Source organism: Halalkalibacter wakoensis JCM 9140, from assembly GCF_000513095.1.
GTDB classification, from domain to species: Bacteria; Bacillota; Bacilli; order Bacillales; family Bacillaceae_D; genus Halalkalibacter; species Halalkalibacter wakoensis.
In genome coordinates, this window is the sequence record NZ_BAUT01000063.1 from 1 (window position 1) to 21,380 (window position 21,380).

Here is a 21,380-nt window from a genome sequence, read left to right on the forward strand (position 1 = left end):
ACTAGTGGGGTAATATAGTAGAATTGAAAATGCAATGACTAGCAGAATTTTATGATGCAAGTCGTGAGATATACAACGAACTCGAAAAAACTTCAAACAGTGAAACTTGGAGGAATGAACATGTCAAAAGAGACAAAAACATTATCAGGACTGAACGTAAACATTTGGAAGCAAGACGAAAATACGATTCACCTGTCCATCAAAAATCCACACGAAGGAAAAGAAGCTTGGCTAACAAGCATTGAACATACGGATAAACATGATGGCAAGCAAATGGCTAGAACCCATAACAACTTGTTTCGGGATTTAAAGTCGATCTTAGAGACGAATGGCAAATGGTAATAAAACATTCATTATAAAAAAGAAATGAAAAAAACCTTCTAATGGATTAACTAAACCATTAGAAGGTTTTTCTTATGTTTGGAAGAAGTTCTTTGGACCAAAGAGGAAGGAGAAGGAATGGAACTATAAATGTACCACTAGTGTCGCGTAAAATTAGAGATGATATAATAATGAAAAGCAACGTTAATTATGAATGAAAGACTCACAGTCGTACTTCGAATTGCGACAAGGTACATGAGGGAGGTTCCAACATGCCTTACGAAAACTTAAAAGACCTTTCACTTGAAGATCAACTAGAATGGTTCAAAGCTGCCATCCATTCCATTCATGACGGGGTACTTGTAATCGATTCAGGTGAAATTGTAAGGTTAATTAACCCAGAATACACCCGTATTACGGGAGTAAAGCCTGAAGATATCATCGGCAAACCCCTTCGTACGGTTAGGCCTAAAGCTCAACTGGTGGAGACGCTAAAAGACGGAAAGGAACGGATCGGTGTCTATCGACAAGAAGGCAATGTTGAATATGTTGTCGATATGGCTCCTATTCTCTTAAATGAAGAAATCATTGGTGCCGTTTCAATCTGTAAAGGGTTAACAGAAGTACATAAGCTGTCTAAAGAGTTAGAGAAAAATAAGCAGAAGCTGTCACAACTAAAAGAGCAGATGGGATCTTTGTATCAAGCTAAATACACGTTTGATCAGATTATTGGGACAGAAGGTGGCTTAAAAGAAGTGGCCTACTTAGGGAAAAAAGCGGCGGAATCTCATTTGCCGGTGTTAATCATTGGAGAAAGTGGAACGGGTAAAGAGCTGTTTGCTCAAGCGATTCATAATGCGAGCTCTCGTGCTGGTCAGCCGTTTATTCCCGTAAATTGTGCAACAATTCCTGCAGCACTAATTGAAAGTGAGTTGTTTGGTTATGCAGAAGGAACGTTTACAAATGCGAAAAAAGGCGGCAAGCTAGGCTTGTTTGAAATAGCTCATACAGGAACGATTTTTTTAGATGAAATAGGCGAATTATCTTACGAGTTGCAGGCAAAGTTGTTACGTGTCTTACAGGAAAATACAATTAGAAAAGTGGGAGAAGCAAGAGAAAGACAAATTGATGTTCGGGTCATTACCGCAACGAACCGTGATCTTCAACAACTCATTGAGAAAAACCTATTTCGTGAAGATTTATTTTATCGTTTGAATGTGTTGCAGCTTGACATTCTTCCGCTTCGTGAGCGAAAGCAGGATATACCTAAAATTGTTGATTTTATTCTTAACAAGCATGACAGTCATCTAGATAGAGGATCTTTCTACCGGTTACACGATTCAACCATGAGTATTCTCCAAGCTTATGACTGGGTTGGTAATGTGAGAGAATTGAAAAATACGATTGAATATGCGATCTGTATGACAGACGGTAAAGAGATTTTACCTGAACATTTACCAAGTACGTTTCATCATGAGAATCTGACTGTGTCTCACAACAAGACGAATAGCTATTCGTTAAAAGAAGCTGTTGATGAGACGGAACGAAGAGTGATCACAGATGCTTTAACAAACTACGGGCCGGGACTAGAAAACAAAAAAAGAGCAGCGAAAGCACTAGGGGTGTCGTTAGCCACACTTTATAACAAAATGAAAAAGTATGATATTGCTGATTTCTAAGAAATTAGAATACTGCTTTGAGATTTCTAATTTTTTAGAAATGTAGGTTCAACCAGTGTTTAAAAAGTGAAAATGACGTCATACCTAATTTCGAATTCTAAAAAATTAGAAACCCCTCAGATAAAAACGCTTACACAAAGCGTTTTTTATTTTGGCACAGTTGTTGCATTTAGATTAGCAAGCGTTAGTTACAAAAGGGGAGGTAAAAGGACTAGGATTTTGTTAAAAAGAAAAGCAGATGAAGATATCGCAGTAGAAGAGACTGTAGTTAAGTAAATGAGGTGAATGTCCATGTTGAAAATAGGCAGTGGAGCTGGTTTTTCAGGGGATCGCCTGGAGCCAGCAGTAGAGTTAGCGCAAAAAGTAGATTTAGATTACTTAGTGTTAGAATGCTTAGCCGAACGCACGATTGCGATTGCTCAAAAAGATAAGAAAAAAGATCCTAAAAAAGGGTATGACCCATTACTGAGTGAACGTATGCATGCATTGCTTCCGGTACTGAATGAAAAACGTTTCCGAATCATTACCAATATGGGTGCAGCTAATCCAACAGCAGCCGCAAACAAAATAATTGAAATTGCAAAAGAACTAAATATTTCATGCAAGGTTGCTGTCGTGACCGGCGATGATGTCGTAAAAGAACTACACACGGATCAAGAGATTTTAGAAAACAAAAACACAGTAAAAGACTATCAAACCATTTCAGCAAATGCCTACTTAGGAGTGGAGGCGTTACTCCCAGCTTTAACGACTGGTGCCGATATTATCATCACAGGTCGAGTGGCTGATCCATCGCTCTTTCTTGCTCCGATGATCGACTACTACAATTGGTCAGTCGATGACTATGAAAGGTTAGGTCAAGGAACAGTCATTGGTCACTTGTTAGAATGCGCTGGACAAATTACCGGGGGGTACTTTGCGGACTCTGGGATGAAGGAAGTACCGAACTTAGCTGAATTAGGGTTCCCATACGCAACCATTCAGGAAGATGGCACAGCTGTCATTTCTAAGACACCAGACTCGGGTGGAGCTGTCAATCTGATGACTGTGAAAGAACAATTATTATATGAAGTACATGATCCTGCTCACTATTTAACTCCAGATGTTACAGCAGATTTTTCGAATGTAAAACTCATTGAAGTCGGTGAAAACGAAGTAAAGGTTTCTGGAGGGTCAGGGAAAGAGAAACCAAGCAGTTATAAGGTGTCGATTGGTTATCATGCAGGTTATTTAAGTGAAGGCGAGATCTCTTATGCAGGAACAACGGCTGTAGAAAGAGGAAAGATGGCTGAAGAGATTTTACGAAGACGGTTATCTAAAGAGATCCCTAATATGCGGGTTGATTTGATCGGATGTTCTTCGGTACATCGAACAAGTTTTGGTGCACATTACCCATATGAGGTTAGGCTCCGGGCTGCGGCATTATGTGAAGATCAGAAACTCGCAAAACAATTAGGAAATGAAGTAGAAGCTCTCTATACGAATGGACCGTACGGAGGCGGAGGAGCAAGGAAGAAAGTTTCTGAATGTGTAGGTGTTGTATCAACGTTGCTTGAAAGGGAAGTCGTTGATAAACAGGTAAACGTGGAGGTGTTTCAACATGAACAGTAAGTCCATAAAACTATATGAAATTGCACATAGCAGGGCAGGAGATAAAGGAAACACTTCTAACTTATCACTTATTCCATATAAAGAAGAAGATTATGAATGGCTCGGCAAAGTCGTAACGGCTGAAAAAGTGAAAGAGCATTTAAAAGATATTATCGATGGGGATGTTATACGCTATGATGTGGAATCGATTAAAGCATACAACTTTGTTTGCAAGAATAGTTTGCTAGGAGGGGTCACGACATCGCTTGCGTTAGATACTCATGGAAAGAGCTTAAGCAGTGCGTTATTAGAAATGGAAGTTCATCTACCTTCTTAATTGCTAGGTAGGTTATCCATAAAATGTAAGCGCTTAAAAACAACTTTGTAAGGAGGAATCATATGTTAGCGACGTTGGGGTTTTTAACGATTGCAGTGTTCTTATTCTTAATTTTAACAAAAAAGGTCTCGGTTATTGTTGCATTAATTATTGTTCCGTTAGTATTTGCGTTAATCGGAGGTTTTGGTGCAGAAATTGGTCCTCTGATGCTTGATGGGATTCAAAGTGTAGCGCCAACGGGAATTATGCTAGGGTTCGCCATTCTATTTTTCGGAGTGATGAACAATGCAGGATTATTTGACCCAATCATATCTAGAGTTTTAAAGATGGTCAAAGGTGATCCGTTGAAAATTGTAGTTGGAACAGCAGTTATTGCAATGGTTACACACTTAGACGGTTCTGGGGCATCAACGTTTTTAATTACGATCCCAGCTCTTTTGCCTTTATATGAAAAATTGAAAATGAGTCGTTTAGTTTTAGCTGGTGTTGTGGCTTTAGGTGCAGGGATTATGAACATGATGCCATGGGGAGGACCGGCTGCACGGGCAGGAAGTGCGTTAGGATTAGACCCAAGCGCGATTTTCTCTCCTCTTATTCCAGCCATGATTGCCGGAATCATTTGGGTATTAGTTGTCGCATATATTCTTGGAAAACGCGAAAGAAAACGTTTAGGCGTGCACGACTTCGAATACAACTATCAACAAGAGCTATCCGACGAAGATCGCAACATGCGTAGACCAAAGCTATTTCTTGTTAACTTAGCGATTACCATTTTAGCGATTGTGGCGTTAATAAAAGTATGGCTGCCATTGCCGATTGTTTTTATGGTTGCATTTGCTGTCGCTTTGCTTATTAATTATCCAAAACCAGATGATCAACAAGAGCAAGTCAAAAGTCAGGCGCTTGGTATGGTAACAGTTGTTTCGATTATATTTGCAGCAGGAATTTTTACAGGAATTCTTGGTGGAACTGGGATGATTGAAGCAATGGCGTTAGCGATGGTTAACATTATTCCTGAAGGGGTAGGAGGATCAATGGCTCTTCTAGTAGCCGTGATTAGTATGCCAATCAGTTTGCTGTTTACGCCAGATGCGTACTATTTTGGAGTATTGCCGGTTTTAAGTCAATCGGCTGAAATGTATGGAGTCGCTTCGATTGAGATGGCGCGAGCTTCTATTTTAGGACAAATGACAACAGGGTTCCCACTAAGTCCGTTAACCGCAGCAACGTTCCTGTTAATTGGGTTAGCTAGGGTAGAACTAGGCGATCATCAGAAGTTTATCTTTAAGTGGGCGTTTGGAACAACGATTGTGATGGCGATTGTAGCGTGGATTACGGGTGCGATTTAATGATGGAATAGGAAGGAATAGAAGGTTTCGGGAAATGACCGAAATCTTCTTTTTTCATTCCTAAAAAAGAGATCAGCAAATTTAACAGAAAGCTTCTATTGTCAAAACAAGATGCGTTTGATTGTACGTACCAATTATAGTACGATGAAGGTGGAATTATATATATACGTACAAGATGTTTCGTATTTGGAAAAGGATTGCTGATAGTCATGAAGGTAATTCGATGTAGCATTACCTAAGTAGCATTCAACACAAAGAATTGTAAGCGATTACGAAACGGGGTTATTAAACTATTAAACTATTGGAGGAAAATTATATGAGTCTTGATGTGAAAAATGCCATTTCAAGCGGGGAAACAATACTAGGTATAGAACTTGGATCAACTCGAATTAAAGCAGTTCTTATTGGTGAAGATCATGCACCAATCGCAACCGGTAGCCATGACTGGGAAAATCGTTATGTGAATCATATGTGGACTTATAGCCTGGAGGAAGTTTGGAAAGGTGTACAGAACAGCTATCAACAGATGGCTAACGATGTGAAACAGCAGTATGGCATCACTTTGCAAAAAATTGGCGCAATTGGTTTTAGTGGAATGATGCATGGCTATATGGCTTTTGACAAAGATGAAGAGCTTTTAGTCCCGTTTCGTACGTGGCGTAACAATATTACCGATCAGGCTTCGAAAGAATTGACCGAACGGTTTAACTATCAAATTCCTCAAAGGTGGAGTATTGCTCACTTGTATCAAGCTATTTTAAATCAGGAAGAACATATTAGCGACGTTCGTTTCCTGACTACGCTAGCTGGTTATGTTCATTGGAAACTAACAGGACAGAAGGTTTTGGGAGTCGGGGAGGCATCTGGTGTATTTCCAATTGATTTGAACACGAAGAACTATAATCAAAGAATGATCAATCAATTTAATGATTTGATTGATCATAAGAACCTACCATGGAAATTGGAGGAGATTCTTCCTAACGTTTTGGTGGCGGGCGAAAACGCTGGTGTGCTTACGGAAGAAGGTGCAAAGCTTTTGGATGTTACCGGAGAGCTGCAGGCTGGTATTCCGCTTTGTCCGCCAGAAGGTGATGCGGGAACTGGTATGGTTGCCACAAACAGTGTAGCAAAACGTACTGGTAATGTTTCGGCCGGGACGTCTGCATTTGCAATGGTGGTGTTGGAGAAAGATTTGTCCAAAGTCTATCCTGAAATTGACTTGGTGACTACACCAGCAGGTAGTTTGGTAGCGATGGCTCACTCCAATAACTGTTCTTCTGATTTGAATGCATGGGTTGGATTATTTGGTGAATTTTTAGCTGCGATGGGTATTGAAAGTGACACGAATAAGTTATATGAAACTTTATTTAAGCAAGCCCTTCAAGGAGACCCGGATGCTGGTGGCCTATTATCTTATGGTTATCTTTCAGGTGAACATATGACCCACTTTGAAGAAGGTCGTCCATTGTTCGTTCGTTCTTCAGGAAGCAATTTTAATCTTGCTAATTTCATGCGTGTTCATTTATTTACAGCGTTTGGAGCCATGAAAATTGGTATGGATATTTTGCTTAAAGAAGAAAACGTAAAACTGGATGAAGTTTTAGGTCATGGAGGCTTATTTAAGACAGAAGGTGTCGGGCAAGGAATTTTGGCTGCTGCTTTTAATGTTCCTGTTTCTGTTATGGAAAATGCAGGTGAAGGTGGAGCGTGGGGGATTGCTCTGCTTGGATCGTATATGATCAACAAAAGGCAAGAAGAAACGTTAGAAGAGTATTTGAACAAGAACGTGTTTGTAGATCAAGCAGTGAAGACAGTTTCTCCAGACCCTAAAGATGTAGAAGGTTATGAGCAATTTATGAAACATTATAAGAGCGGACTTGCAATTGAAAGAGCGGCAGTAGAAAATTATCAATAAAGAAATGACAGCGCGACAGGGGATAAATTAGTCCCTGTCGTTTTTTTGCTGTTTTTACATTCGAATACTCTTTGCAGCTGGACTGTACAAACACTTTCGTTTTGCGGGTGGCCATGACTACGACAATATTGCTTTCCTTTTTTAAAAATACATATTGATTGTACGTACAAATTAAGTTAATATTTGGTTGTAGAAGAAAAATATACGTACAAGTTGTAAGTTGGTTGAAAGGAGAGTTGAACAACTAATGTTAGAAAGTTTGAAGATGCAGGTGTTAGAGGCGAATTTAGCTTTACCTAAATATGGGTTGGTGACTTTTACTTGGGGAAATGTAAGCGGTTTCGATAAAGAACAAGGTTTAGTGGTTATCAAACCAAGCGGAGTTCCTTATGAGGAGTTGACTGTAGAAAAGTTGGTTGTACTAGATTTAGAGGGCACTATTGTGGAAGGTGAGTTAAAGCCGTCATCTGATACTCCTACACATCTAGTTCTTTATCGAAATTTTCCTGACATTGGGGGAATCGTTCATACACATTCTCCTTGGGCAACAAGTTGGGCGCAAGCGGGCAAACCTATTCAAGCGTTAGGCACAACGCAAGCCGATTATTTTTACGGTACCGTACCTTGTACGAGAAGGATGACAGAAGAAGAGATACAAGGGGAGTATGAATTGGAAACTGGAAATGTCATAGTTGAAACATTTGAGGAGATTGATCCTATGCAGATTCCTAGTGTGCTCGTTCATAGTCATGCTCCATTCAATTGGGGGAAAGATCCCCATGAAGCAGTGCATAACGCGGTTGTTTTAGAAGAAGTGGCGAAAATGAATTTTCACACATATCAAATTAACCCCGAAATTCCAACGATGGATCAAACGTTATTAAATAAACATTATTTAAGGAAACATGGCGGAAATGCCTATTATGGCCAGCAGAATAAAAGAGAGTTAAGTAAGTAAATAGGCGCGTATATCTTACATGAAGTCTATCAGGCTATGAAATGATTGTACTTGAACTGTAATTTTATAATTAATTTTAGGAGGATTCAAATGTTACAAACAAGACCTTATGAATTTTGGTTTGTTACTGGAAGTCAGAACCTATACGGAGAAGAACCATTACGCGAGGTAGCTAACAACTCGAAGAGAGTTGTGGAAGGGTTAAATAAAGAAGGAGACCTTCCTTTTACTATCGTATACAAGTCTGTTGTTAAGACAGCAGATGAAATAAAGAAACTAGCCATTGAGGCAAATGCAGATGAAAATTGTGCAGGTGTCATTACTTGGATGCACACTTTCTCTCCTGCAAAAATGTGGATCGCAGGACTAACTGCTCTACAAAAACCATTGCTTCACCTGCATACCCAATATAACCGCGATATCCCATGGAACGAAATTGACATGGACTTCATGAACTTGAACCAAGCAGCTCATGGGGACAGAGAGTACGGATTTATTGGAACTCGTATGGATGTTTCAAGAAAAGTGATTGTTGGACATTGGCAAAGCAAAGATGTAACTACTAAATTAGCTAACTGGATGAAAACGGCTGTAGGTGTTACAGAAGGTCCGAACATTCGCGTGGCTCGTTTCGGTGATAACATGAGAAACGTTGCGGTAACGGATGGAGATAAAGTGGAAGCACAAATTAAATTTGGCTGGACAGTAGATTATTATGGTATTGGTGATTTAGTTGAAGAAATGAACAATGTAACAGATGAAGAGCTAGATTTACTTTTTAAAGAGTATAGTGAATTGTATAAGCTCCCAGCAGAAGCGAGTGAGCCAGGAGCTGTTAGAGACTCTATTCTTGAGCAAGGACGTATCGAGTTAGGGTTAAAAGCATTCTTGTCTCAAGGAAATTACAACGCATTCACTACAAATTTTGAAGATTTGCATGGAATGAAGCAACTTCCTGGATTAGCTGCGCAACGTTTAATGGCAGAAGGATATGGATTTGCCGGTGAAGGTGACTGGAGAACAGCTGCATTGCTACGTCTAATGAAAATTATTTCTGGTAATAAAGGAACTTCTTTCATGGAAGATTATACGTACCACTTAGAGCCTGGTAACGAAATGATTCTCGGTTCACATATGCTTGAAATTTGTCCGACTGTATCAGCTACTAAACCTGAAATTGTTGTTAACCCTCTAGGTATCGGTGGGAAAGAGGATCCGGCACGTCTAGTATTTGATGGTAGAGGTGGCGATGCTGTGAATGCTTCACTTATCGAACTAGGTGGTAGATTCCGTCTTGTAATTAATGAAGTGAAAGCTGAACAACCAACGATTGAGACGCCAAATTTACCAGTAGCTAAAGTATTGTGGAAACCGCAACCATCATTAAGCGAAGCTACAGAAGCTTGGATCTATGCTGGAGGTGCGCACCATACTGTGTTTTCTTTTGATGTAACGACAGAACAATTATACGACTTTGCTGATATGGCGAAAATAGAAGTGGTTGTCATCGATAAAGATACAAAAGTGAGACAATTCCGCAATGAATTAAAGTGGAATGAAGCAATTTGGAGAAGATAGTATCAATGAAGTAGAGGTTTAAGAGATTAAATCTCTACTTTCTTTTTATTCTATAAGGATTCCGTTTATAATGGATAGAGTCGCAGTGTGTTATGGGGGGTGAATCAAGATCGAAACAAAATACAATATTGTCAAACAAGCCATTATGTCTAAAATACTTGACGGAACATTCCAACCTCATCAAAAGATTTATACAGAGGCTGAATTGATGAAGCAATTTGACGTCAGTAGACATACAGTCCGTGTTGCTATTGGTGAGCTCGTCACTCAAGGGTGGTTATATCGAGAGCAAGGTGCGGGGACGTTTTGTGTAGACCGGTCAGAAATCGAAGTGAGTACGAATGTAAGCAATCAAAAAAATATAGCGATCATCACGACGTACATATCGGATTATATTTTTCCTTCTATTATTAGGGGAGCGGAATCTTATCTAAGTCAGCATGGGTATCATGTTAGTTTGTTTAATACTAATAATAATCATGAAAGTGAGCGAAGGGCCCTTAAAAAAATCTTAACACAGCGTTTTGATGGAGTTATTATTGAACCAACTAAAAGTGCATTATTTAATCCAAATATTAATGATTATCTAAACTTAGAAAGACAAACTATCCCATATATTATGATCAATGCTTATTATGATGAGTTAGATCCGCTTAGTATCACGATGAATGATGAGAAGGGTGGGTATATTCAAACAGATCATCTCATTGAATTGGGACATACCGATATTATCGGTTTTTTTAAAACGGATGATATACAAGGTAATAAGCGAATGAAGGGATATCTTAAAGCACACCGTGAGCACGAAATCTTCATTGAGCCGAGTAATATTGTCACCTACAGTTCTGAAGAGAAAGAAACGAAACCAGTTGAAATTTTGCGTGAAAAGTTATCCGAAGCTGAAGACGTACCAACGGCTATTGTTTGTTATAATGATGAACTAGCCATTAGGCTGCTTGATGTTATTCGAGAAAAAAACCTTCAAGTTCCTGAAGATATTTCAATTGTAGGATTTGATGATTCCTTTCTGGCCAATGTCACGGAAGTTAAATTGACGACAATTCAACACCCTAAGAGTAAGCTGGGTGAAAGTGCTGCAAGGATGATGTTAGATATCATCAAAGAAGGAAAGAGCTCGCAAAAATTAGCAAGGGACACAGTTGAATCGATCGTCATTGATCCCGAATTAATGATTCGAGATTCTACTAAACAAATAAATAAGTAGACTGTCTCAGAAGGGGCGGTCTACTTTTTATGTTAATGAAGTCAGGTCTGAGCCAAATGTTCTTCTTCTGTCTTAGCGATAAGTTCCTCATCAACCTGCTTTGTGTTGGAGGGGAGAGAGTCCCATATTTTTTCGTGAAGGCTTATAATGGCATTTCTACATTCTTACAATTTACAAGTAAAAGCGACTCAAAGCGTTATTTATGTTACGCTAATCTATGTGTTTATTGTTCAACTGGGAGAAAAATAGCTTATTTAGAAGTAGAAGGAGTTTTTTATGATTGGAACAGCAGTAAAAGATGCATTTCGTTTACGGAAATTGGTTGAAAATCACGGGAATGGTGCTATTAGTCTATATCATTAAAATGTTGTTAGGGACAATGCCTATTTCGGGTACGATGATTATTCGATTTGATCCACTTTCCGTCCTAACGTCAAGGACACTCATGTCATTACTTGCAGGAGCGTTAGTAAACAGCATTTTATTCTTTATCATGATTGACTATATAACTCGAAGCGAACAAACGATGAGCAAGAGATTTCAAAGAGCATGTACATATCCATTTCGACATCCTCAGTTACTATTTAAAGGGTTTTTCGTGTTATTCATAACGTACTTGTTCATTCAAATGATCAGTTTAATGAGTATTTATTCGGTGTTAGGAACTCTCTTTATGATAGCGGCAGATATAAATGTTCGTTTGATGATGGTGTTTGTTGCTTTTGTCAGTCTATTTGCGTTGTTCATTTGGTTGTTTTTAGGACTATCTCAAGTCTTATATATTTTATATGATGATCCGAAAAAAGGGACCTTCCGCAGCATGAAAGAGAGCTTTTCCATTATGAAGGGACACCGGTGGGCATTGTTCGGATTTTTCCTGTTAACAGGGGTGGCCTTCATACTCGGATTTGTCTTATTCCTAATCGGAGCGATCGTGAGTTTGGTTATCTTTGAAGTTGCGAGATTAGCATTCTACCGAGACCTCTTACGGAAGAAGAGACAAAAAGAGTGGTTGGAGAAAGTGTAGATTTTAATGAAGAAATCTAAAGGGACTTTTCTCGAACAGATATTATAAGGAACGGGCCTTCCGTTACATTTTAAGGCGAGAAAGTAGCGACGAATTTTTCGTACAAAAAGCAATTGGATGGGGATTGCGTGAATCTGCAAAAACTTGCCCCGAGAACGAGTAGTTATTTGTTGCTACAAATAACTTAAAGTCGCTTAGTAAACGAGAAGCTTTAAAAAACATCTTTGAGACGTATTTTGAATCATAATCAGCCATGGAAGAAGTGCCGGTGACGAGTTGCGGTGTTGCACTCTTTTTTATGCGAAAAATTGGAAAAATATGTTAAACTAACATAGTGAAGAAGAATAGCTTTCTATTTTTCATAAAAGGTAGGTGCTTAGATGGTTGATTTTGTTAGTGGGAATGAAGAGATCTTTATTATTATCTATTGCCTTATTTTATTATGGGTTAATATCAGCTATTTGATCGATTATAAAAAAATCCAAAAAGAGCTTCGTGAGATTTCCTCTGAAGATGAGATAGACATAAAACCAGAAGCACTCTCATTTTTAGTTTTCGTATTAGTATTTAATTTTTTCCGTCGTTGGTTGCTTTATTTACTTGCAATATCAATCACAGGTAGCATAGTTGTAATTATTGTTACGAGTGTTCTATTTATCATCGGATTGTACGATAGTATTTTTAATTACAGCTTAGCAAAAGTAAAAGAGTCAAAAATGCAACTGTACTTGGTAGTTATGGACACACTATTTATATCTGTTTTTGCCATCTATCTTTTTGCTTTTTAAGTTATTAGTAGAAATAAGGGGTAGGGGCAGACGAATATTCTATAAAAAATACTAGAGAGTGTGTGGCGCGAGTTTCTATTTTAGGATAAGTGACAACCGGTTCCCGCTAAGTTCATGAACCGCAGTAACGTTCCTGTTAATTGGATTAGCTAGGGTAGAATTAGGCGATCATCAGAAGTTTATCTTTAAGTGGGCGTTTGGAACATCAATTGTGATGGTGATTGTAGCGTGGATTACGGGTGCGATTTAATCATGGAAAAGAAGGTTTCGGGAAATGACCGAAACCTTCTTTTTTGCATTCCTATAAAAGAGATCAGCAAATGTAACTTATATTCTTCATTGCTAATTTTACGAAGATTATCTCTTGACGTTAAGGAGACCATCTAACTGATATCTAAAACAGAATTTTTAGAAGGGAAGAAACGAAATAAGGTGTTCAATGTTCACTTACAAAATGTAAGCAAAAGAATTGCACTTTTAACAAAGACTGTATATATTGAATGTATAACATAAGTTCATGTTTTGTATAACAAATGGGGAGAGGGTAGGATGATCCCAAAAAAAATAATTGTGATAGGAGCAGGTCCAGGTGGTCTAACATCTGCCATGCTTTTAGCTAGTAAAGGGTATGAAGTAGACGTGTTTGAAAAGCAGGGCTTTGTAGGGGGAAGAACATCTGGATTTACTTTGGATGAGTTTACATTTGATTTGGGCCCTACATTCTTAAGCATGCCGTACATTCTTGAGGAAATCTTTGAACTAGCTGGTAGAAAGCTAGAGGATTATATTGAATTACGGGAGATCGACCCGATGTATGAGTTAATCTTCTCTGATTTAAGTTTCTTTCCCACCCGAAATCAAGTGGAAATGAAAGAGCAAATTGAGCAACTGTTTCCTGGAAATGGAGAAGGTATATCCGTTTTATGAAAGAAACAGATAAAAAAATGAATGCGTTGCTGCCTGTTTTACAAAATCAACATCGTTCTCTTTTTGATTATTTGCGCCTGCGTGCACTAAAAGCTCTTCCACACTTGTCACTTGGTCAATCTCTTTATGAAGTGTTAAGTAACTATTTTACAGATGAACGGTTGAAGCTTGCATTTACGTTTCAGTCTAAATATTTAGGAATGTCTCCATGGGAGTGCCCTGGTGCCTTTAGTATCTTGTCTTTTATGGAGCACAAATATGGTGTGTATCACCCGATTGGGGGAATGCACAAAATCCCTGAAGCGATGGCTAACGTAGTGAAAGAGTACGGAGGCAGAATTCATCTTGGTTCAGGTGTGAAGCGTTTGCTTTTAGAAGGTCGCACAGTTGTCGGGGTTGAACTTGAAAATCATGAGAAGGTCTATGCGGATGAAGTGATTATCAATGCTGATTTTGCTCATGCGATGTCCACTTTTGTGGAAGAGCAACCTTTGAAGTTGTATTCAAAGGAAAAGTTGCTCAAGAAGGATTATTCTTGTTCGACATTTATGATGTACGTCGGGCTTGATAAACGTTATGATCTGCCTCATCATACCATCATTTTTTCTGATGATTATGAGAAAAATGTAAAAGAAATTACGAAAACGAAAGAGCTTTCAGCCGATCCTTCGATCTACATTCAAAATGCTTCTGTCTCAGATCCGACTTTAGCGCCAGAAGGTTCGTCGGGCTTATATATACTAGCACCGGTACCGAATAATTTTAGTGAAATAGATTGGGAGATGCACAAAGAAGATTTTAGAGAGCTTGTGCTTTCACAAATAGAGAGCAGAACAGAATTTAAGAATTTACGTAAGCATATTAAAGTGGAAAGAATGCTCACCCCACGAAATTGGGAGTCTGATTATTTTGTTTACAAAGGAGCTACATTTAATCTAGCTCATCACTTAAGGCAGATGATGTATTTTAGACCGCATAATAAATTTCAAGAGTTGAATCACTGCTGGCTAGTAGGTGGAGGCACACACCCTGGTAGTGGGTTGCCTACGATTTTTGAATCAGGACGGATCACAACAAATGGCATTGTGGAATCCCATCTGAAGAAAAGAGGTGTCAGATGAAGAATGTGATCGTTGGTGGTGGTGTTGGAGGCATGATCACGGCCCTTTATCTCAATAAAATGGGAGAAGAGGTGACCATCCTTGAAGAGAAAAGCCGTCTAGGAGGAAGGTTGGCCTTTGTTGAACAGGAAGGGTACAAAATTGATGAAGGACCTACGATTGTTTTACTTCCTCATATGATTAAGGAAATCTTATCGGAAGTCGATATTTCTGAGGATGAGTATGAGCTTGTGCGAGTTGATCCTCTTTATAAGCTTTCTTATCCGGACGGTAGTCATTTTATGAAATGGAGTGATACAAACAAGCAGCTAGCGGAAATCAGCCAAAAGTACTCAGGTGAAGAAGCTGGCTTCGAGCAGTATTTAACCGAAATGCATGAACGTTTTAACGAAGGAAAAAAGGCTTTCTTAGATAAATCATTTGTTCAGAAAAGGGAATTTTGGACGATGAAAAATGTCAAAACACTTTATAAGCTAAAAGCCTATCGTACGGTTAAACAACTAGCGAATGACTATTTTACTCATCAGCGCTTGATCGAAGCATTCTCATTTCAAACCCTTTATATTGGTGGCGCTCCTTTTCAATCACCTGCCTTGTACTCACTAGTTCCTTTTAGTGAGCACGTGCATGGAATCTGGTATGTAAAAGGTGGATATGCGAGTTTAGTAGAATTATTTGAACGGAAATTAAGAGAACGCGGCGTTGAGATTCTCTTAAACAAGAAAGTGGAGCAAATCAAAACAAGAGGACAAATTAGTACAGGTGTGATGCTAGAAGGCGAGCACATGCAAGCTGATCGGGTGATTTTCAATGGAGATTTCCCATTAATGAATCAGCTTGTTAAGGAGAAGAAAAAGGAGAAATACATTCCTTCTTCAGGTTGCCTCCTTATTTACCTTGGATTAAATCAAGTGTACAAAGAGGCGAATGTTCATCAATTTTTGATGAATGACGATTTAGAAGAGCATATGCGAGAAGTGTTTGTGTCCAAACAATTGCCAAAAAACCCTTCTATTTATGCGTTTCATCCGTCCATCATCGACCCAACTCTTGCTCCAGAAGGAAAAGGGGTTTTGTATCTATTAATACCTGTTCCAGCAGGAGAATCGGTTAAATGGGATCAAATCGATGATTATGTCGATCGTCTCATAGAGAAAGTAGAGAGTAGAGCTTTTCCTGGATTGAGAAATGCCATTGAGTGGAAGAAGATCAGAACGCCAGCTGATGCACAAGTTGATGGGTTGTATCAAGGTGGAAGCTTTGGAATTGCTCCGACTTTAACGCAATCAGGAGTTTTTAGACCGCAGCTGAAGCCTTATCCTTATGAAAATGTGTATGCAGTGGGAGCGAGTATCCATCCAGGTGGGGGAGTACCTATTGTTATGCAAGGAGCAAAGCTTCTAGCCAATCATATCAAACAAACTTCAGTTCGAAAGGGTGGGGACATTGAATTACATCGATCTAGCATATGAGAAGTGTCGAGAGGTTATTGAGCAAAATTCAAAATCTTTCGCGAAAGCGTTTAGTATTCTTCCAGCTCCAAAACGAAAAGCCGTTTGGGCCGTTTATGCATTTTGTCGGCGAGTTGATGATATCGTGGATGAAAATGGCGGATCTGTGAGTGAACTCTATGAGTTTGAAAAGCAATTTAAGAATTTTCTAGAACATACGACACCGATGAATGATTTTATGTGGATTGCTTTAAGAGATGTCTTCTCTCGTTATGACATGAATACGCAACCATTTTTTGACATGATCAAAGGTCAAAAGCTAGATTTTGAGAAAACAACGTATGACACGATCAATGAGTTAGAAATGTACGCTTATCATGTAGCGAGCACAGTAGGTCTGATGCTTCTGCCGATCTTAGCTCCTGCTACTCATAACCAATTAAAAGAGGGGGCTGTGTCATTAGGGCTTGCCATGCAATTAACAAATATTCTTCGAGATGTAGGAGAAGATTTGCACAAAGGACGAATTTATCTTCCAAAAGAAATCATGGATCTTTATGATTACAAGAAGGAAGATTTACAAAATCACGTATTGAATGACAACTTCATCAAATTGTGGGAAGACATTGCAAATCGTGCGGAAGGGTATTATGAAGAAGCGTTACAATCTATGGAGTTATATCCAGAGGATTCAAGACTACCGGTGCAATCTTCGCTCTTTATATATAGAGGAATTTTACAAGCGGTGAGGGAGAATGATTATGAAGTGTTTACGAAGAGGGCCTTCGTTTCAAAAGACCAAATGCAACAGATCGTAACGCTTCTTCTTACAAGAAAAGAAGGATCTGCCTAAATAGGGTGTTCAAAAAGGTCAAGAATCAGACCTTTTGAACACCCTTTGTTTGTTTAATGAGTAAATTCGCAACATTTTGCCCGCTAATCACTACCATTGGCGAACCTCCACCTGGGTGGGTCGAGCCACCTGCAAAGTACAGGTTGGAAAGATCTTGTGAGCGATTGGAAGGTCGTAAAAAGGCATCCATTTTCTTATTGGCGGATAACCCGTATAAAGCACCGCGGAACGAATAAAAGTCTTTTTCAATATCCTTAGGTGTGACGACTTGCTCGTGAATGAGATGTTTGCGGATGGGAAGTCCTTGTTGTTCAAGTTTCGTATAAATCAATTCTTTATAGTGAGCAACGTCGATATCATCTCTGTGTTTGGAAAGAGCAGGAGCATTCACTAAAATAAATAAATTATCTCCAGTTGGTGAAAGAGATGGATCTGTATAAGAAGAATTGCACACATAAATGGTTGGGTCGGTTGAATATTGACCATGAAACAATTCGACGAATTCATTTTCATAATCATTACTAAAATAAACCTGATGATGAATCAAGTTAGGAAGACGTGTATCAAGAGCTGCTAAAATGACAAAAGCAGAAATCGACGGCTGAACCGTAGAGATCTTTTTATCTGTGAAATGAGGACGTTTGCTCTCACCAATTAATTTTGGGTACACGGATAATAGGTCGCCGTTTAATATAATATGATCGGCTTCAATGACTTCTTTGTTTTTTAGTTTGATTGCTGTTGCTTTGTTTTGTTCTGTGATGATTTCAACAACTTCTTCCTTTACATGAAGAGTAGCACCGAGTTCAGTGGCGCGTTTTGCAAAGCTTCTGCGATTGTTGTGTTCCCACCTTTTGCGAAAAAAACAGACTGAACCAGTTCTAAGTATGCGATCATTCCAAAGGTTGCGGGACATGAATAAGGTGAGGAACCAATGTATGTAGCATACCGATTCAAAGCTTGAATGATTTTTTCATTTTCAAAAAAACGACGATGGAAATGGTCCAGTGATTCAAACGGTCGTACGTTCATGAGAGCCCAAGATAAGGTCGGTGATAGATAATCTTTTATCCCTGTAAAAGTCCGAGGCAAAAAGTGTTTTTCTGATAAGGTATATAGTTTTTCGATTTCTTTTAGATACCGATCATAGTGCATCGCTCCTTTAGGATCGAGTCTCTCTAGTTGAGTAACCATGTCGTTTCGGTTACTAGTAAAAAGAAACTCTGTTCCATCTGGAAAGACGTTGTTGGTATGTGTACGTAATTTCATAAAGGTGAAATAATCACTTGGGTTAACACCTGTATTTGCAAGTACATCATTAAAGACATGTGGCATTGTAATCGTGTTTGGTCCATAATCAAAGGTCGCATCTCCAAGTGTGATTTTTTTCAATTTACCGCCGAAATGACTATTTTTCTCATAAAGTTGAACATCATATCCTGCATTAGCTAACGTTACAGCAGCCGATAATCCTCCTAAACCTCCACCAATAATAATGACACGATTCATGAATAACGTCGTCCTTTCCATTCATATCCTTTTTTTCGTAAAGCTAGAAATATCGAATAATGCAACATGATGACAAGCATAAGGGCAGAAAAAGGCATTAGGAAAAACAATCCGTTTTTTTGGTTTGTTGTCCAATCGATATAGGCTTTTAGTGTCCAAATCAAAAGCAAAGGGATAACGTATAACAGTTGCGATGTGAACAAACCAATAAAGGCTAAAGCGAGCGGTGAAACAAACGTTGTGATGTAGAACATGGAAATTCCTAGTGCGAGAAGGTAAGAGCGACCGATCCCTGGAAAGGCATTTTTCGCGAAGCCATTCCAAACCTCTTTGTTTGTCTCGTACATATAGCAACTCACTTCATGCGTAATGTTGGCTAGAATGACTGTTTCTTTCGATCGTTTCATTTCTTTTGCAAGAGCAACATCTTCCACTAAAGACGATTGAACTGCCTTATGACCGCCTATTTTTTTATAAGCGTCATGATGGAAAAACATAAAGGCACCGTGAGCAGCTGTAAACGCAGGGCGTCTAGTGAGGTTTGCCATCACTAACGGGAGATGAAAAAGAACAAGGAAATGCTGCATCGGCACAAGTAATTTGCTTAAGACAGATGTTGTCGGGAAGTGAGGAAACCCCGTCAGTAGACTAGCGTTTCGTTTCTTAACCAAACTTAGTGTATGTTCAATGGTAGTTGGTTGTAGCCTAATATCTGCATCTATAAAAAAAGATAGTCTCCTTTTGCAAGGGCACTCAATTGGTGGCAAGCATGAACTTTTCCGACCCAATTTGCAGGCAAAGGTTTTCCTTTCCTAACGTGAAAGTTTTTTCTATCTTTCGTGAGTTCTGTTAATAAGTTGTAAGTCTGGTCAGAGGAATGATCGTCTAAAAATAGCACTTCAATGTTTTGATCATGTAATTCTTTTAAACTTTGAACTAATCCAGGTACATTGCGTTCCTCATTTCTAAGAGGAATTAAAATGGAGATGAGATCATCATGTTGGGCTAGACCTTCATCGATCTTAGGCATAAACCTCGAATTGAATATCGTCCATCCTATAAATAAACAGTAGATCAAGATAAAGTAAGTCATATATGTACCTACTTTCTAAATGGTAGATTGTTTTTGATGGAGGTGAAGCGTTCACTGATTGTTGGCTTTCCGTGAAGGATCACTGAATAATGTCCAATTTTTTTATCAATAATGCACCCGCGTTGCTTGTTTAATTGATTGGTAACAGTAGTTTCAAAGACAGAGGTAAGTTGCTTGCGACTGCTGTCTTGAGAATAGCGAATAGCAGAACCAATTTGAATATAAAGATCGGGTTGTTGTTCGTGACCGAAACTATAGTAATAAGTGATGGGCACAACGGTAAGGTCAGTTAGTCGCTTGGCTAAAAAGGCCGCACCTTCTTGAAAGTGCAATGGGCGCTTTTCAAGGTGCTGTTCTTCTCCTTGAGGAAACATCCAAATCGATTTGTTTCCTTTTAGCAAAGTCTCGGTATACGTTAACGATTGTTTCAGTCCACTTATCGTTTGACGAGTAACAGAATAAGCTCCTAGTTTACGAAAAAAAGGATATTTTGTTAGTCCTTCTTCACTCATCATGACGTAGCTATCTGAAGAGATAATGGACTGTGAAAGAAAGTAAGATACTAATCCATCCCACCAAGAGCTATGATTCAACAAGAATAGAACAGGTCGGTCTGGTTGAAATCTCTCTTGCTCATACAAATAGATAGAGTAAAAAGATTTTTTTAACAACCTTACATTGTACAGGTGAAAGGCTTTCTGAAAGATGATACTCTTCTTAGCGATAATCATCTCCATACTCTCCTTTTACATGAGATGTATAGACCGATCAAACCTCCTGCTACACTTACCGTTAGAAAAGCAGCTAACCATAAACCGGCGGTAATCGCTAGAATTGTAAACATCAGAATCATAAGGGCATATAAGATAACCAATTGCTTTTCCCAATACAGATCAATTTCGACTTCCTTGTTCGAGACAAGGAAATAAATGAGTAGATGAAGGAAAAAAGCTAAAATAAACCATCCAATAAAATTAGAAAAGGGAATGCCGTAATACAATCCTTCCCCATGCCAAATCCAATACCCTTTTACCAAATAAGCGACTGGATCAAGAATTAAGTCCATCACAACAGCTGCAAAAGCTCCGACAAGTGGAAAGGCAAACCACCTTACTACAGCAGGAAGATGGAGAGTGATTCCTTTTGCTAAGACATGAGTGGTCGCAATCACCATAAGCCAAGCAAATCCAATTGTAATAGGGACTCCAAAAAGGCTAACTCCAAAATCAGGATTATAATAATAATGACCGAAGAAAAGACCAAATCGAACACCGATCCATTCAACAAAAATAGTAAAAACAACAACAAAGCTATTGATTCCCCATCCTAAAGAGGGTCCATATTGTCTAATAAAATAAATGCCACCGACTGTACCGGCTAAAATCAGAAAAACGGCATTCGCCACTCTAAAAAAGGCGGAAGTAAATCAAATGTTAGAAGAATGACTACCGATCACATACCAAAAAGAAATAACCGGTAAATGAATGTATCAATAGATGCGCTCATGTTTACCTCCCAATAACGATAATGAATGTATAGATATTTTATAACATTTGTAGATAGTATGTATAGTTTTGTTGCTTATACCTTTTTGGAATCATTATGTTTTACCTAACTTTTGTGTGAAGGGGGAAGGAAGGGAATTTATTTATGAAAAAC

General features: G+C 38.8%; 19 protein-coding genes and 3 pseudogenes. 16 read left to right on the forward strand and 6 right to left on the reverse strand.

Annotated elements, in window-relative coordinates; all coding sequences use genetic code 11:
* Window positions 1-120: 120 nt before the first annotated feature.
* The 16 genes and pseudogenes from JCM9140_RS17315 to JCM9140_RS17380 all read left to right on the forward strand — a co-directional run bounded on the left by JCM9140_RS17315 (window position 121) and on the right by JCM9140_RS17380 (window position 17,119).
* Window positions 121-342 (forward strand): hypothetical protein, encoded by a 222-nt coding sequence (locus JCM9140_RS17315; RefSeq protein WP_156314912.1) that lies wholly within the window; start codon window positions 121-123, stop codon window positions 340-342.
* Window positions 343-593: 251 nt separating this feature from the next.
* On the forward strand, window positions 594-2,000 hold the full coding sequence (locus tag JCM9140_RS17320; protein WP_034749436.1) for a sigma-54 interaction domain-containing protein: 1,407 nt from the start codon (window positions 594-596) through the stop codon (window positions 1,998-2,000).
* Window positions 2,001-2,291: 291 nt separating this feature from the next.
* Window positions 2,292-3,611: an acyclic terpene utilization AtuA family protein gene (locus JCM9140_RS17325; RefSeq protein ID WP_034749439.1), complete on the forward strand. Its 1,320-nt coding sequence runs from the start codon at window positions 2,292-2,294 to the stop codon at window positions 3,609-3,611.
* On the forward strand, window positions 3,601-3,927 hold the full coding sequence (locus JCM9140_RS17330) for an AtuA-related protein (RefSeq protein WP_034749442.1): 327 nt from the start codon (window positions 3,601-3,603) through the stop codon (window positions 3,925-3,927). Before JCM9140_RS17325 ends, JCM9140_RS17330 begins: the two co-directional genes overlap by 11 nt.
* A gap of 62 nt (window positions 3,928-3,989) precedes the next feature.
* Entirely contained in the window at window positions 3,990-5,276 is a 1,287-nt protein-coding gene (locus JCM9140_RS17335) for a CitMHS family transporter (protein WP_034749445.1), read from the forward strand.
* Window positions 5,277-5,592: 316 nt separating this feature from the next.
* The gene (locus tag JCM9140_RS17340; RefSeq protein WP_034749447.1) at window positions 5,593-7,191 is read left to right on the forward strand and encodes a xylulokinase; all 1,599 of its coding nucleotides are present in this window, start codon (window positions 5,593-5,595) and stop codon (window positions 7,189-7,191) included.
* 247 nt (window positions 7,192-7,438) lie between these two features.
* A complete protein-coding gene (gene araD, locus JCM9140_RS17345; RefSeq protein WP_034749449.1) occupies window positions 7,439-8,149 on the forward strand; it encodes an L-ribulose-5-phosphate 4-epimerase in 711 nt (236 codons plus the stop codon).
* Between the two features lie 90 nt (window positions 8,150-8,239).
* Window positions 8,240-9,727: an L-arabinose isomerase gene (gene araA / locus JCM9140_RS17350; RefSeq protein ID WP_034749452.1), complete on the forward strand. Its 1,488-nt coding sequence runs from the start codon at window positions 8,240-8,242 to the stop codon at window positions 9,725-9,727.
* Between the two features lie 109 nt (window positions 9,728-9,836).
* Window positions 9,837-10,952 (forward strand): GntR family transcriptional regulator, encoded by a 1,116-nt coding sequence (locus JCM9140_RS17355; RefSeq protein WP_034749456.1) that lies wholly within the window; start codon window positions 9,837-9,839, stop codon window positions 10,950-10,952.
* A 298-nt stretch (window positions 10,953-11,250) separates the two neighbouring features.
* On the forward strand, window positions 11,251-11,979 hold the full coding sequence (locus JCM9140_RS17360) for a DUF975 family protein (protein ID WP_034749459.1): 729 nt from the start codon (window positions 11,251-11,253) through the stop codon (window positions 11,977-11,979).
* Between the two features lie 61 nt (window positions 11,980-12,040).
* Window positions 12,041-12,142, forward strand: a pseudogene (locus JCM9140_RS23920) (DNA alkylation repair protein); the annotation flags it as partial.
* Between the two features lie 217 nt (window positions 12,143-12,359).
* A complete protein-coding gene (locus tag JCM9140_RS17365) occupies window positions 12,360-12,767 on the forward strand; it encodes a hypothetical protein (protein ID WP_034749462.1) in 408 nt (135 codons plus the stop codon).
* A gap of 118 nt (window positions 12,768-12,885) precedes the next feature.
* A pseudogene (locus JCM9140_RS25470) lies at window positions 12,886-13,017 on the forward strand (citrate transporter); the annotation flags it as partial.
* A gap of 302 nt (window positions 13,018-13,319) precedes the next feature.
* A pseudogene (locus JCM9140_RS17370) lies at window positions 13,320-14,815 on the forward strand (phytoene desaturase family protein).
* Entirely contained in the window at window positions 14,812-16,287 is a 1,476-nt protein-coding gene (locus JCM9140_RS17375) for a phytoene desaturase family protein (protein ID WP_034749465.1), read from the forward strand. Before JCM9140_RS17370 ends, JCM9140_RS17375 begins: the two are co-directional and overlap by 4 nt.
* Window positions 16,262-17,119 carry a phytoene/squalene synthase family protein gene (locus JCM9140_RS17380; protein WP_034749467.1) on the forward strand — a complete coding sequence of 286 codons (858 nt, stop codon included), beginning with the start codon at window positions 16,262-16,264 and terminating at the stop codon, window positions 17,117-17,119. The genes JCM9140_RS17375 and JCM9140_RS17380 overlap by 26 nt, the downstream gene beginning before the upstream one ends.
* Before the next feature lie 25 nt (window positions 17,120-17,144).
* Here the strand turns inward: JCM9140_RS17380 and JCM9140_RS25285 are convergent, their stop codons facing one another.
* Genes JCM9140_RS25285 through JCM9140_RS17400 form a run of 6 tightly spaced genes read right to left on the reverse strand, consistent with a single transcriptional unit; the run spans window position 17,145 to window position 21,126 of the window.
* Window positions 17,145-18,008, reverse strand: a complete 864-nt coding sequence (locus JCM9140_RS25285) for a phytoene desaturase family protein (RefSeq protein ID WP_369384449.1) — start codon at window positions 18,006-18,008, stop codon at window positions 17,145-17,147.
* On the reverse strand, window positions 17,903-18,628 hold the full coding sequence (locus JCM9140_RS25290) for a phytoene desaturase family protein (protein WP_369384447.1): 726 nt from the start codon (window positions 18,626-18,628) through the stop codon (window positions 17,903-17,905). The genes JCM9140_RS25285 and JCM9140_RS25290 overlap by 106 nt, the downstream gene beginning before the upstream one ends.
* Window positions 18,625-19,299, reverse strand: coding sequence for a glycosyltransferase (locus tag JCM9140_RS24195; protein ID WP_175578204.1), 675 nt, complete (start codon window positions 19,297-19,299; stop codon window positions 18,625-18,627). Before JCM9140_RS24195 ends, JCM9140_RS25290 begins: the two co-directional genes overlap by 4 nt.
* A gap of 47 nt (window positions 19,300-19,346) precedes the next feature.
* Window positions 19,347-19,721, reverse strand: coding sequence for a glycosyltransferase family 2 protein (locus JCM9140_RS24675; RefSeq protein WP_175578205.1), 375 nt, complete (start codon window positions 19,719-19,721; stop codon window positions 19,347-19,349).
* An 8-nt stretch (window positions 19,722-19,729) separates the two neighbouring features.
* The gene (locus JCM9140_RS17395) at window positions 19,730-20,452 is read right to left on the reverse strand and encodes a lysophospholipid acyltransferase family protein (RefSeq protein WP_034749470.1); all 723 of its coding nucleotides are present in this window, start codon (window positions 20,450-20,452) and stop codon (window positions 19,730-19,732) included.
* The gene (locus tag JCM9140_RS17400) at window positions 20,449-21,126 is read right to left on the reverse strand and encodes a carotenoid biosynthesis protein (protein WP_052002353.1); all 678 of its coding nucleotides are present in this window, start codon (window positions 21,124-21,126) and stop codon (window positions 20,449-20,451) included. Before JCM9140_RS17400 ends, JCM9140_RS17395 begins: the two co-directional genes overlap by 4 nt.
* Window positions 21,127-21,380 lie beyond the last annotated feature (254 nt).

What these genes read in the sequence shown, in the direction of transcription:
- JCM9140_RS17315 (WP_156314912.1), top strand. Translation starts at nt 121, where the DNA reads ATGTCAAAAGAGACAAAAACATTATCAGGACTGAACGTAAACATTTGG.
- JCM9140_RS17320 (WP_034749436.1), top strand. Translation starts at nt 594, where the DNA reads ATGCCTTACGAAAACTTAAAAGACCTTTCACTTGAAGATCAACTAGAA.
- JCM9140_RS17325 (WP_034749439.1), top strand. Translation starts at nt 2,292, where the DNA reads ATGTTGAAAATAGGCAGTGGAGCTGGTTTTTCAGGGGATCGCCTGGAG.
- JCM9140_RS17330 (WP_034749442.1), top strand. Translation starts at nt 3,601, where the DNA reads ATGAACAGTAAGTCCATAAAACTATATGAAATTGCACATAGCAGGGCA.
- JCM9140_RS17335 (WP_034749445.1), top strand. Translation starts at nt 3,990, where the DNA reads ATGTTAGCGACGTTGGGGTTTTTAACGATTGCAGTGTTCTTATTCTTA.
- JCM9140_RS17340 (WP_034749447.1), top strand. Translation starts at nt 5,593, where the DNA reads ATGAGTCTTGATGTGAAAAATGCCATTTCAAGCGGGGAAACAATACTA.
- araD (WP_034749449.1), top strand. Translation starts at nt 7,439, where the DNA reads ATGTTAGAAAGTTTGAAGATGCAGGTGTTAGAGGCGAATTTAGCTTTA.
- araA (WP_034749452.1), top strand. Translation starts at nt 8,240, where the DNA reads ATGTTACAAACAAGACCTTATGAATTTTGGTTTGTTACTGGAAGTCAG.
- JCM9140_RS17360 (WP_034749459.1), top strand. Translation starts at nt 11,251, where the DNA reads ATGCATTTCGTTTACGGAAATTGGTTGAAAATCACGGGAATGGTGCTA.
- JCM9140_RS17365 (WP_034749462.1), top strand. Translation starts at nt 12,360, where the DNA reads ATGGTTGATTTTGTTAGTGGGAATGAAGAGATCTTTATTATTATCTAT.
- JCM9140_RS17375 (WP_034749465.1), top strand. Translation starts at nt 14,812, where the DNA reads ATGAAGAATGTGATCGTTGGTGGTGGTGTTGGAGGCATGATCACGGCC.
- JCM9140_RS25290 (WP_369384447.1), bottom strand. Translation starts at nt 18,628, where the DNA reads ATGAATCGTGTCATTATTATTGGTGGAGGTTTAGGAGGATTATCGGCT.
- JCM9140_RS24675 (WP_175578205.1), bottom strand. Translation starts at nt 19,721, where the DNA reads ATGACTTACTTTATCTTGATCTACTGTTTATTTATAGGATGGACGATA.
- JCM9140_RS17395 (WP_034749470.1), bottom strand. Translation starts at nt 20,452, where the DNA reads ATGATTATCGCTAAGAAGAGTATCATCTTTCAGAAAGCCTTTCACCTG.